Annotated in this window: 8 protein-coding genes; 7 read left to right on the top strand and 1 reads right to left on the bottom strand. The window is 43.4% G+C overall.

The window, feature by feature from the left end; translation table 11 throughout:
* Positions 1–35: 35 nt before the first annotated feature.
* Positions 36–710 carry a hypothetical protein gene (locus I6E83_RS07390; protein ID WP_197100816.1) on the top strand — a complete coding sequence of 225 codons (675 nt, stop codon included), beginning with the start codon at positions 36–38 and terminating at the stop codon, positions 708–710.
* Between the two features lie 92 nt (positions 711–802).
* On the opposite strand, the gene I6E83_RS07385 is transcribed toward I6E83_RS07390, so the two are convergent.
* Positions 803–3,676, bottom strand: a complete 2,874-nt coding sequence (locus I6E83_RS07385; RefSeq protein WP_197100814.1) for a heavy metal translocating P-type ATPase — start codon at positions 3,674–3,676, stop codon at positions 803–805.
* Between the two features lie 640 nt (positions 3,677–4,316).
* Between I6E83_RS07385 and mrcB the strand changes: the two genes are divergently transcribed.
* The 6 genes from mrcB to purH all read left to right on the top strand — a co-directional run bounded on the left by mrcB (position 4,317) and on the right by purH (position 12,333).
* Entirely contained in the window at positions 4,317–6,785 is a 2,469-nt protein-coding gene (mrcB, locus tag I6E83_RS07380) for a penicillin-binding protein 1B (protein WP_110922425.1), read from the top strand.
* Between the two features lie 32 nt (positions 6,786–6,817).
* Positions 6,818–7,615 (top strand): tetratricopeptide repeat protein, encoded by a 798-nt coding sequence (locus I6E83_RS07375; protein WP_197100812.1) that lies wholly within the window; start codon positions 6,818–6,820, stop codon positions 7,613–7,615.
* Between the two features lie 122 nt (positions 7,616–7,737).
* Positions 7,738–8,664: a 50S ribosomal protein L11 methyltransferase gene (prmA, locus tag I6E83_RS07370; RefSeq protein ID WP_110922423.1), complete on the top strand. Its 927-nt coding sequence runs from the start codon at positions 7,738–7,740 to the stop codon at positions 8,662–8,664.
* 182 nt (positions 8,665–8,846) lie between these two features.
* Positions 8,847–10,031: a DUF3426 domain-containing protein gene (locus I6E83_RS07365; RefSeq protein ID WP_197100810.1), complete on the top strand. Its 1,185-nt coding sequence runs from the start codon at positions 8,847–8,849 to the stop codon at positions 10,029–10,031.
* Positions 10,032–10,236: 205 nt separating this feature from the next.
* The gene (gene fis, locus I6E83_RS07360) at positions 10,237–10,599 is read left to right on the top strand and encodes a DNA-binding transcriptional regulator Fis (protein ID WP_110922421.1); all 363 of its coding nucleotides are present in this window, start codon (positions 10,237–10,239) and stop codon (positions 10,597–10,599) included.
* A 153-nt stretch (positions 10,600–10,752) separates the two neighbouring features.
* On the top strand, positions 10,753–12,333 hold the full coding sequence (gene purH / locus I6E83_RS07355) for a bifunctional phosphoribosylaminoimidazolecarboxamide formyltransferase/IMP cyclohydrolase (RefSeq protein ID WP_197100808.1): 1,581 nt from the start codon (positions 10,753–10,755) through the stop codon (positions 12,331–12,333).
* The last annotated feature ends 215 nt before the right edge of the window (positions 12,334–12,548 follow it).

The following is a 12,548-nucleotide window of genomic DNA, read 5'->3' as shown; positions in this document are numbered from 1 at the left end:
ACAAACTCACTTAGGTCTGCAACTGCGGATAAACTATGAAAAACTTAATACTAATACTATCAATGCTATTTCTCGGTTGCGACTCGACCAAATCTATAGATAAAACACTGAATACCGATGATGAGTTCATAGACTGTGGACAACATTCGATTGACCAAGAATCTGAAATGGTAGAGCCCGTAGCACCTGATACTGGCATACAAAGACAGCATCCCATTGACGTTATTTCCAGAGCAACGTTTATTGAAAGATTAAAGGTATCCCCCCTATGGAAGAAACTAGAAGACAAGTTCGAAGAAAATGAAGATTACACTGACATTCTTACCTTCCATAACAGCCAAAGCTATATAATTATTCAAGGAAATGATTACCTTACAGATATTACATACGGCTTTAAAGACCCATTTATCCGAAATGAGTCAGGCCATACATTATCAGAGCAAGACCAATTAGAAATGATTGAAGCTATTAACTTGATAGTTAACAATCATGATAAGGCCGTTGAAATATTTGATGCGCTTTACAGTAGCTACACGTATAAGGTTGATAACAATATTACCTTGTATAATGACCAATCAATTAAAGATAAAATTTTTCATACCTATGTTTCATATGACGACTTATATTTTGAGCTTTGGGGCGTAAGACAAACAGGTCACCCTATAGCCGAATGTAATTTTGACATGATAGATAAATTAACGATTAGTTAGACCACTGTTATAGCCAACAGTCATTATAGCGTCTATCATGCACTTGCACTTGCCCATGCCACTGCACACTACCTCGTGTCTTAGAATCACCCCTACGCGCGCTTCAAACGTAAAGCATTCAATACCACAAACAACGAGCTGAGTGACATACCAATAGCAGCGAGCCATGGTGGCACATAGCCTAAAGCTGCTGGTATCAGAACAATACTGTTGTATACCAGTGCCCAGCGAAAGTTTTGCTTGATGATACGCTCTGTCTTATCAGCGATACGTTTGGCCGCAGTAATAGCCTCAATGTGACCATTTAAAATAATACTATCGCTCGATACTTGCGCCAAATCTGCCGCGCCAGCAATCGAGGTCGAGACATCTGCCGCTGCCAGTACAGGTGCATCATTGATACCGTCACCAACCATCAGCACTACTGCACCTTCAGACTGCAATTTTTGAATATGGTTGACCTTATCGGTTGGCGATAGACCATTATAGGCAGACTCCATACCCAAACCTTTAGCCATCACTAACGCTTGCGGACTTGGATCACCAGTCAGCATTACAGACTCAATGCCTAGCGCTTTCAGCGTATCAAGCATCGACTTAGCACTGTCACGCACCTTGTCATTAAAGTAAAAACACGCCAGCGCCTGCCAATCGTCTGAATCGTTATTTTGACGAGACAAGACTACCGCTGAGCTAGCACGCTGAGCTACTAAATCAATGGTTATATCATTATTTGCACTAGCATCATTGGTATTGTCTAAGGCAAAATCCACATGACCAATTCGATATAACACATCGTTGATCATTGCTTCTACCCCACCCGCTGGATAATGCTGTAGTGCTTGCGTGGCTGGCAGGTGCAATTGATAAGCCGCAGTGAGCAATGCATGGGCAATTGGATGGCGACTACCCACTTCTAGAGCAGCAGCAATGGCTAAGACGTTATCTTTTTGGTCTGATGGTTCTACATCGTCTAAATTCAAAGCCTCATTTTTATTTATAGGGTCTATTAACTCAATATTGAGTAAGTTTGGCTTACCATAAGTCAGCGTGCCTGTTTTATCAAAAGCCACATGGGTAATCTCAGCGAGCGTTTGTAGCGTATGCCCACGCGTCGTTAGAAATCCATAGCTCGCCAACCGGTTCGTCGATACCGTGAGCGCAATCGGTGTCGCCAAAGACAATGCACAAGGACAAGTTGCGACCAATACTGCGACGGTAGCCCAAACGGCTTGGCTCGGATCAACGATATACCAACCAATAAATACTAAGACGGACAATACTAAAATCCGTGCCACGAACCAGCGTGCCAGATTATCTGCCTGCTGTGCCAGTTTTGGCTTTTCACTCATGGCACGGTTCATGAGTCTATCTATCAAGCCTATCTGGCTATCTTCTGGCAATGCGGTGACCAGCATCTCAAATGGCTGACTGTCGTTTTGCGCACCGCCAACGATATAGTCGCCTTGAGATTTAATAATCAAGTCGCCCTCACCCGTCAGCAGGCTTTGCGAGACTGTGGCGGTTGGACTGAGCAAAATACCATCACTGATAATTTCAGATCCCGCTTCTACCATGATTATGTCACCCACTTGCAAGCTATGAGCGGTCACCATTTTTTTGTCTTGTGTACTATTTTTATCTTCGACGCTGACGTCTGTTGTTGGCTCTGGTTTTGATTCTTGTTTTGATAAAAAGAATCGCTGATTACGCGATTGCTGCCAGTCTTGGGCAATACGTACGGTTAGTTCATGAACGTTATCATCTATGCTCTTCATAAAATTGGGCATAGCACTTAATAATTTTTGGTTGCTTATAGCGTCCACATTCACATTATCACGTGAAATATCAGCAGTGCCATCTTCTGACTTATTAGCCGTTTCATTGAGCATATTCTGTGAAATCTGTTGCAAAATACGCTCAGCAGCTTCTTTATCTTCCGCAATTTTTTGCACCAATACTGGTTCAACCACCACCAAATCATTGGCCATAGTCGCAGCTTTTAGGCGAGCATTATGCTCGATGTAACGGCCTGCTAATAAGAAGAAAATAAACATGCTGACCGAATCGTAATACGTTTCCCCTTGCCCAGTAATCGTGGCATATAGACTGGCGAAAAAAGTCACAATTAGCGCAATACTGACAGGCACATCCATATTAACTTGGCGGGCGCGAACCGCTGACCATGCTGATGTAAAAAACGGTAGTCCAGCATAAAAGAATACAGGCGTACTGACGAACAATGAGACCCAACGTAGAAAATCACGCTGCAATATCAGCATGTCACTATATTCACCAAAATATAGCGCCACGGCATACATCATTGCTTGCATCGAACCCAATGCAGCAATACCAAGGCGCAGCAGCATTTGATTAGTATGGCGTGCCAGCATGGCCTCATGCGTGTCTTGACGATAAGGCTTGGCTTCATAGCCGATTTCATTGATAACGGCCAGAATACGGCTAATCGGAAGCTTATCTTCGTTCCAAATCACCCGCATACGTTGGTTGGTCAGATTTACCTGACATTTACTGATACCATCCAACTCGTCGAGACGTGATTCAATCAACCACGTACACGCCGCACAACGCAGATTATTGACAGACAATTCTGCCACCGACATACCATCCTGCACATACACAAACTGCTGCTTTATCTCGTCATGATCATAAGCCTCAAGGCGTGTCATTTGAGTAGGCAAGCTTGCCGTACGACTAATCTCCGAGCGATCCAGATAATATTGCTCAAGCCCTGCCTCTACGATACTCTGCGCTGCCAATTGACAGCCCATACAGCACATCTCACGTGATTGACCCAATATCTCGGCATAGAATGGCGGCTGCGGTACAGGATCACCGCAATGGAAGCAGTCGCCCGCAAGTGGTAGCACTAGACCTTCGGTGATAGAGTTGTCTTCATAATGATGGTTTGGGGTAGAGGCTATTGATGGAGGGACACTAGACATAATCGCGCTTACTTCCTTTAGACAGGTTTGCTCGAACCCTATTCATTTCAAGTTCGTTTCAAGTAGATTCGCTTCGCGTGCAGCTTGCTATCATTAACGGTACTCAATGCTTAGGTTGTAGAACCAAATAAAACAGCAATTTTAGCTAGGGCGTGTCATCAATTAGATTGTGAGGCTTAAAATGAGAAAAATTGTAGATAAACGAGGAAGAAATTGCCGTTAATATGAACATATTGACAAAATTTCTGATGATGTTTAGCAAAATTTAGCCATTTTAAGGCCACTAAATGTATTAATGTGCTAATTGATGACACGCCGTAGCTCTTGGCGTTGCCAGCATAAAGTAACACGCAACAATAACAGCGGATAATTCATAAAAAACACATCGTTGTAGCAAGATTAAATTGCTATCGTGAACGACTATTCTATATGGCATCTATAAAAGCAATTAAAAGCTCTTGATGCGTTTATATTCATGTGAATATTTTAATAAAGATTATACTATAAGCAAGTGCTGTAAGCAGTCTCAATGCTCATAGTTTAATACCAATGAATGCTAACTTTGACGATGATAGATTGAAAAATTTGTCATTTTGCGTCATTATGAAGCAGTTTTTTATCCCAAAATGGTGCGATATCAGTGCAAAAATCCAATTCCAAGCTACCAAATACCCAGTTACCACAGTCTGCTAGGCCTATTGTCAGCACGCTACCTTCACAGCAGCGCGGCTTGGTATTTAGTAGTCTTATATTAATTGTCATTATCGCGGGTATGGTGCTGCTCGCGCTATACTTAATCAAACTTGATCGTACCATTACCCATAAGTTTGAGGGTAAGCGTTGGGATATTCCTGCCAAAGTATATTCACAGCCACTTGAATTATATCAAGGTGCTAGTGTCGATACCGATACGATGAAAACTTGGCTAGAACTGCTTAACTATCAAAGCAACAAAGCTTATGATCGCACTGGTACTTATCATAAATCAGGTAATACCTACTTTATCCATACGCGTGGCTTTACTTATAGCGCCAATGATGTGGACAAAGAGCAAGTCATCAAAATGACTATTAATGGCAATAAGATTTCATCGGTACAGAGCACCTTACCTGCCAAGAGTGGCATCATTCGCTTAGAGCCTGTCAATATTGGTGGCATTTACCCAGACAGCAATGAAGATCGTATGGTCGTCTCATTAGATGACGTGCCACAGCCGCTCATCGACGCGTTGATTGCTACGGAAGACCGTGCGTTTTACGAGCACAAAGGGGTATCTGTACGCGGTATCGCACGCGCCGTAATAAATAACTTCTCTGGCGGCTCTAGACAGGGCGGCTCGACCATTACTCAGCAGTTGATCAAAAACTTCTATCTCAACTCAGACCGTACGCTGAAACGCAAAGCCAACGAAGCATTAATGGCTGTACTACTTGAATTGCATTACAGCAAAGACGAAATTCTACAGACCTATCTAAACGAGATTTACTTAGGTCAGAATGGTAAGCGCTCTATTAATGGTTTTGGCTTGGCCTCACAGTTTTATTTTGGCAAACCACTCAAAGAGCTACGCTTAGATCAGCAAGCCATGCTTGTGGGTATGGCAAAAGGCCCAAGTATCTATAATCCACGTCGCAACCCAAATGACTCAAAAGAACGCCGTAACATTGTCCTTGGTAATATGCTGGCCGTAGAGTCACTTAGCCAAGAAGACTATGATAAAGCGATCGAACGACCGCTCGATATCGTTGAAAAACCTGTTGAGGGTAAGAGCCAGTTCCCTGACTTTTTGGATATCGTCAAACGTGAACTGAACACTGTTTATTATTCTGATGACCTCAAAAACGAAGGTCTCACTATTATCAGTACGTTAGACCCTATTGCGCAGTTGGCAGCAGACAAGGCCGTTGATAAAAAACTGGGTGAACTACGTCGCAAGAGCAGCAAAACCAAAGATTTACAAGGTGCTCTAGTGAGTGCCAATCCTGAAACTGGCGAGCTGGTATCTGTGGTCGGTAGTGGTAGTGAGTTTACAGGCTTTAACCGCGCCGTTGATGCCAAGCGTCAAGTCGGCTCATTATTAAAGCCGGTCATTTATATGACCGCGCTTGAAAGCGGTCGCTACAATCTCGCAAGCTCGGTAGATGACTCACCAATTACGGTAAATTTAAGTGACGGTACTAAATGGAACCCGAAAAACTACGACAATCGTGATCATGGTTATGTACCGTTTACCACTGCGCTATCACAGTCATATAACCAAGCGGCGGTACGCTTGGGCATGGAGTTTGGGATTGATACCTTTGCCAAACAGTTGAAGCGTATGGGTGTAAAAGAAGACATACCACCATATCCTTCAGCACTGCTAGGCTCTGTCAATCTTAGCCCGATGGATATGCTTGGCGTATACCAAGTCTTTGCGACTGGTGGCTTTCGCACCCCTATTCATAGTATTCGTACGGTGATAGATGATCGCGGCCGTATCTTGCAGCGTACTGGACTCAATACTCAGCGCAGCATCCCGCCTGAGACCAATTACCTCACAAATTACGCGCTACAGCAAGTGGTCGCAACTGGTTCTGCTAAACGTGCAAAATCACTTGGTAGCAATTTAAACTTGGCGGGCAAAACAGGTACCACAAACGACTTTCGAGATGCTTGGTTTGCTGGTTATAGTGGCAACTACGTCAGTGTGGTTTGGGTTGGTCGTGATGATAACAAACCTATCGGTCTAAGCGGTGGTAGTGGTGCATTACCAGTTTGGGTTGATTATATGGATCGTCTCAAGCTGACACCTGTGTCATTACCAGAGCCTGAAGGCATTGAATGGTTATGGTTAGAGAACAACTCAGGTAAGCTCTCTAATGAGCGTTGTACTGATGCCCGTTATCTGCCAGTACTGTCAGCACATCTACCAGAAGAAGCCAGCAGTTGTGCGCTTGGTCTATATCAGCAAGACCGTGCACGCGAGCAGTCACAACTGCAAAATCAACAAGGTAACTTTGAGATTCCAAATGGTGAAGCCGTTGATACCGATAGCCAAGAAAATAGTGATGAGCAAGATGAAAACGATGCCGATACTTGGTATGATCGTGCCGTTGAATGGTTCTAACATTGCTTTTAAACATTACAAAAGGTCTCAACATGTTGTTATTTCTGAAGCACGCTACATCAGTCAAGCCAGCCGTTATTGGTAGTCCTAAAAGGCCTACCTCAGCCAATGCTATACTGGTAACCAGCGCACTTATCAGCATGTTGGGTTTGAGCGCTTGTCAGACTGCGCCGACTACGATGACGACAGCCCCTTCTCAAACTGTCCCATCGTCACAAATGCCTGATACATCTGCGCCTACTGAGACTCAGGCCCCTACCTATGAAGAGGATGCTGATAGCGACTATCCTATCGAGCCTGACAGCAGTTCCGTTGAATCGACAAATCCACTGACGCAAGAGTCTCCGGTGTTTGTACCATCCAACCCTATACCGACTCAGCCTGACACCGTCTTCGTTATTCCTTCTCGTGAAGAATACGTAGTCCCTGAGCCCTCTATACCGTCACATAGCGAACTGTTGGAACGTGCTAGGAGCAACTCGCAGCAACGAACGCAACAAGCGACCAGTAACAATAGTAACTTGCCAGCGTTTCGCAGTTTAATGCAGACAGGTGTCAATCAGCTCAAAACAGGTCAATTGACCAATGCTGAAAGCAGCTTTACCCGTGCACAGCGCCTAGCACCCAAATCATCAGCAGTATATTTCTATTTAGCACAAGTGGCATTGAAAAAGAACCAACCTCGTAAAGCAGAAGCAATGGCACGCCGTGGTCTTAGTGTCTCTCAAGACGCCAATCGCAGACGCGCGCTATGGCAAATCATTTTGCAATCAGGACAGGCACAAGGTAACTCACGTGTCGTCAGTGAGGCAAAACAAGCATTACGTTAATATCAAAACATATCTAAGTGAATAGATGCCAAGTTTATAGCTTTGTAATCTATTCACTTTTTATATTCTACACCCCATCATTTATCCAAAATATACATTTAATTTAGCTTAAGGTTATCGTTATGGCATGGCAACAACTACATTTACAATGTGAAAAAGCAAACGTCGATTTGGCTGAGGCGCTACTACTAGAGGCAGGTGCACTGTCTATTGCCTTAGATGATGCAGGTGACCAGCCTTTGTTTGAGCCATTACCTGGTGAGTCGCCTCTATGGGACGAAGTTATCCTAACAGGGCTGTTTGATGCAACGACTGATGCTGGCAACCGTCAGGCTGTCGAGCAGTTGAGTCATGAAATTGCCGCTCAAGTACAAGCCACCCGTGTTTGGCTGAGTGCTGTCGATGACAAAGACTGGGAACGCGAATGGATGAGTAACTACCACCCTATCGAATGTGCCAATAATCTATGGATCGTACCCAATTGGCTAACACCACCGAACCCTGACGCGACCAATATTATTATGGATCCTGGACTGGCCTTTGGTACTGGCTATCATGCGACCACGCGCTTATGTCTAGATTGGCTAACAGAGCAAGATTTAAAAGATAAAGTGGTCATTGATTATGGTTGTGGCTCAGGTATTTTGGGCATTGCTGCTTTACTATTGGGTGCACGCCAAGTCTATGCAGTTGATATCGATCCACAAGCGGTATTGGCAACCAATCAAAATGCAGAACGCAATGATGTTGGTGACCGTCTACAAGCATTCTTGCCAGAAGATTTTACAGATTACTGTTCACAGAATTCTGTCTTGCCAGTAGACGTTATCGTCGCAAATATCTTGGCAAAACCATTAATTGGCTTAGCCCCTTATTTTGCGACTTTAATCACGCAAAAAGGTAGAATCGTACTAGCAGGCTTGATAGAGTCGCAAACTGACCAAGTCACTGATGCTTATCAGCCTTATTTTGCTCTTGATGCAAAACATGCTTTTACAGCGCAAGAAGACCAACATTGGCAACGTCTATCTGGTACATTTACAGGCTAGCAACATTTAATTACATCTGTTACGATAGAGGGCAGTCAGATACCCTGTGTTTGACGCCACTCTATCCGTGCTCATGACTCATAGATTTTTAAACGCTTTTGAATGATGGCATTAGCATCATAGGCAGCCTTTATTGAGTGGCTAAGCGGTATTGATAACCATATTTTTTTGGATTCGACCCTATGACTACGCCAATACAGACCCAGTGCCCTCATTGCAAAAATTGCTTAAAAATACAGCAGGGTCAGCTGAATAAAGACAACGCAATGGTCATCTGCGATCAGTGCCACCAACGCTTTTTAGTCAACAAACATCTTGTTGTAAACCCTGATGTTTCTAAGATATCAGCCTCTCCAGTAGAGACAGCAAAGACCCAAAAAAAGGATATGTCGCCTCCACATAGCCACTCTGCACAAACATCTAAAATCAATAATAAAAACAGCTCAGATAACACTAAATCAGCATTCAAGAAACCACCTTTAAAAAAAATCTCCTCTGACATATTAATCCATGATGACATGGATACCGATGAGCCAGACGACACCTCTTTAGAATACGATTCTCTAGACAGTATGGATGCGTGGTTGGATCAAATAAACGAGACCAATTATACTTCAACAGTATCTGATGAACCGTCAAACACCACCTCTAAAACAACCAGTAAAAGCATCAGTTCAGTCGTCTCTAATGATATTCACGCTAATATCGATGATACGACTGACAACTCATGGCTCGAAAAGCTTCTTAAAGATCAAAACAAAAGCGAAGACATACTACAAGACGAAACAGACTTATCACGACTGTTACTCGATATGGGCGTACCACTTAAAGACGAAGACAAATCCATTGATGAACGTGTGAGAAAGTCTCAAGAGCAATTTATACCAACGCCGAGGAAACGTTCAGCAGCATCGTTACTATGGATACTCGGATGTTTGGTATTGGCACTATTACTCTTTGCACAATATGTCATCTTTAACTTAGAGACCTTAGTAAAAAACCCTGCTCATGCTGAAAAACTCCAAGCAATATGTTCAGCTATTTCTTGTAGCTTGCCCAGTGCCGATATAAATGCGCTGACGCTCACCAATACCAATCATAGATCCAGCAAAATAAAAATGACGGGTAAATTCAGCGATATAAGCGCTACATTAAATAATCAAAGTGCAAGCACGCAGCTATATCCAAATGTTAAAGTCAGCGTCTATGGTGCTGAAACTTTGATTGGCGAGTTTATTGCTACACCAGCTGACTATCTATTAAGTAAGCAAAGCCAACTGGCTGCAGACAGCAACCGTCAGATACTCTTTACTATACCCGTTGCAAATACACAAATCCGCGATGTTAGCATCAGCCCCTTGTACTAAGTTTTGAGCTAAATTGAAGCTTATAACATTGAGTTAATGCTTATCAGTCAGAGAGGTTTGTATTCATACTATTGAGAATAAGCTTTCGTAAATAGCGTCAATGCTAAGATAACTGCCAATATATCAGCGCTAGACGACATTAATTTGATATAATACCCACAATATCTTATGGTTTGATTCTCCCTAATCCCAAGGACATTATCTTATGGCGCCTCATGCACAGCATTATGCCAATCATTTTGCTACAAGCTCTGAGCATCCTGCCGATTATAATAAAGAAAACTACCCTCAGCCGACTCACCACTTTAATGCGTCAGTAGACAGCTATGCGAGTAATACGCATGAGCCGCTACGAGTACATGTTGAGCGTGTGGTACGACAGTATTTTGCGATGCTAGGCGATGAGACACCCACCGACTTATACGAGCTCATCCTAAAACAAATAGAAGAACCACTCTTATCTGTCGTCCTTGAAAAAACTCGGGGCAATCAAACCAAATGTGCGCAAATCCTAGGTCTAAACCGTGGCACTTTACGCAAAAAACTCAAAACTTATGACTTAATGTAGCCCTTGCTCTATGAGCGCACTTATCTTTAACAACCATCATTATGCATGGCAATTTAATATTCATGACATTATCCATTGTGATACTGTTTGCAATAATTGTCTTCATCACCTTGCCAGACGTTTACGTCAGGCTTTTTTTATGGAAGTTTTTTTATGAGTACTACCCCACTTGCATTGTTATCGGTCTCCGATAAATCTAATATCGTTGAATTTGCTCAGGGCCTTATTAAAGCAGGCTTTGGCTTACTTTCTACTGGCGGTACTTATCGGTTACTCACAGAAAACAACGTTGATGTGACAGAGGTATCAGACTATACCGGTTTCCCTGAAATGATGGATGGCCGTGTCAAAACACTACACCCTAAAATTCATGGTGGTATCTTAGGACGCCGTGGTAAAGACGATGCTGTCATGAGTGAGCACGCCATTGACCGTATTGATTTAGTTGTGGTGAATTTATATCCGTTTGCTGAAACCATTGCTCGTGCTGATGTCACGATGAACGATGCTATCGAAAACATCGATATCGGCGGTCCTACCATGGTTCGTTCAGCTGCCAAAAATCACGCCCATGTTGGTATCGTGACTGATCCGGCTGATTATGACCGCATCCTTACCGCTTTAGGTGATGGTACTGCATTGACAACTGCTCTGCGCTACGACTTGGCCGTAAAGGCTTTTGAACATACGGCACAGTACGACGGTATGATTGCCAACTTCTTAGGCAGCCGTGTGAACGAAAACCAAGAAGCAGAAAACTTCTCACGTACATTCAATGTACAGCTTGAAAAAGTCCAAGACCTACGCTACGGTGAGAACCCACATCAAAACGCTGCTTTCTATATCGAAAATCAGCCACTAAAGAGCCAACAAGCTTCTATAGCGACTGCCAAGCAGCTACAAGGTAAGGCACTGTCTTATAACAACATCGCTGACACTGATGCAGCCCTTGAGTGTGTCAAAGCCTTTAGTACGCCTGCTTGCGTTATCGTCAAGCATGCAAACCCTTGTGGCGTCGCAGTTGATAATGACCAAGTAGCGGCTTATAACACAGCCTTTAGCACTGATCCTGAATCTTCTTTCGGTGGTATCATTGCCTTTAACCGCCCATTGACGCTCGCAGCAGCAAAAGCCATTATCGACAACCAATTTGTAGAAGTGATTATCGCGCCTAGTATCGAAGACGGTGTGCTTGAAGCGACTGCTGCTAAGAAAAACGTACGTGTATTGGTATGCGGCGAGCTACCAACACCAGATCAACGCGATATTCAGCTAGACTATAAACGCGTTAATGGTGGTCTGCTCGTGCAAGAGCAAGATCTTGGTTTGATTACCGCCAATGACTTAAAAATTGTCACTGATGTACAACCAACTGAAGCACAGATTGCAGATCTACTGTTCAGCTGGAACGTAGCAAAATACGTCAAATCTAATGCCATCGTCTATGCCAAAGGTCAACGCACTATCGGTGTTGGTGCAGGTCAGATGAGCCGCGTTAACTCAGCTCGTATCGCTGCTATCAAAGCAGAGCACGCTGGACTAGCGACTGAAGGTGCTGTTATGGCGTCAGACGCGTTCTTCCCGTTCCGTGATGGTATCGATAACGCTGCTGCAGTAGGCATCTCTGCTATTATCCAGCCTGGTGGCTCTATGCGTGATGATGAAACCATCGCTGCAGCCAATGAGCATGGCATTGCAATGGTCTTCACTGGTATGCGCCATTTCCGCCATTAAACTGTCTAGTATCACTGTGAAAACTGGCATTAATAGCCGTACTAAATTGTATACTGCTGTTAATGCTACATTCTTATGATAAAAGCAATAGCCATTAAAAAAGCCACTATAGATAGTGGCTTTTTTATACGTCAAATTTAATAAGGGTTTTTAGAAAATATGATTTAGCAATTACGTCATATTTCCCTTAATACCCTTATTTTAATATTCTTATT

Source organism: Psychrobacter sp. SZ93C1 (assembly GCF_015864635.1).
GTDB classification, from domain to species: domain Bacteria; phylum Pseudomonadota; class Gammaproteobacteria; order Pseudomonadales; family Moraxellaceae; genus Psychrobacter; species Psychrobacter fozii.
This window is presented reverse-complemented; position numbering and strand designations above follow the sequence as displayed.

Bases quoted from the DNA above. Each gene is read 5' to 3' on its own strand.
- I6E83_RS07390 (WP_197100816.1), top strand. From the start codon at position 36: ATGAAAAACTTAATACTAATACTATCAATGCTATTTCTCGGTTGCGAC.
- I6E83_RS07385 (WP_197100814.1), bottom strand. From the start codon at position 3,676: ATGTCTAGTGTCCCTCCATCAATAGCCTCTACCCCAAACCATCATTAT.
- I6E83_RS07375 (WP_197100812.1), top strand. From the start codon at position 6,818: ATGTTGTTATTTCTGAAGCACGCTACATCAGTCAAGCCAGCCGTTATT.
- prmA (WP_110922423.1), top strand. From the start codon at position 7,738: ATGGCATGGCAACAACTACATTTACAATGTGAAAAAGCAAACGTCGAT.
- I6E83_RS07365 (WP_197100810.1), top strand. From the start codon at position 8,847: ATGACTACGCCAATACAGACCCAGTGCCCTCATTGCAAAAATTGCTTA.
- fis (WP_110922421.1), top strand. From the start codon at position 10,237: ATGGCGCCTCATGCACAGCATTATGCCAATCATTTTGCTACAAGCTCT.
- purH (WP_197100808.1), top strand. From the start codon at position 10,753: ATGAGTACTACCCCACTTGCATTGTTATCGGTCTCCGATAAATCTAAT.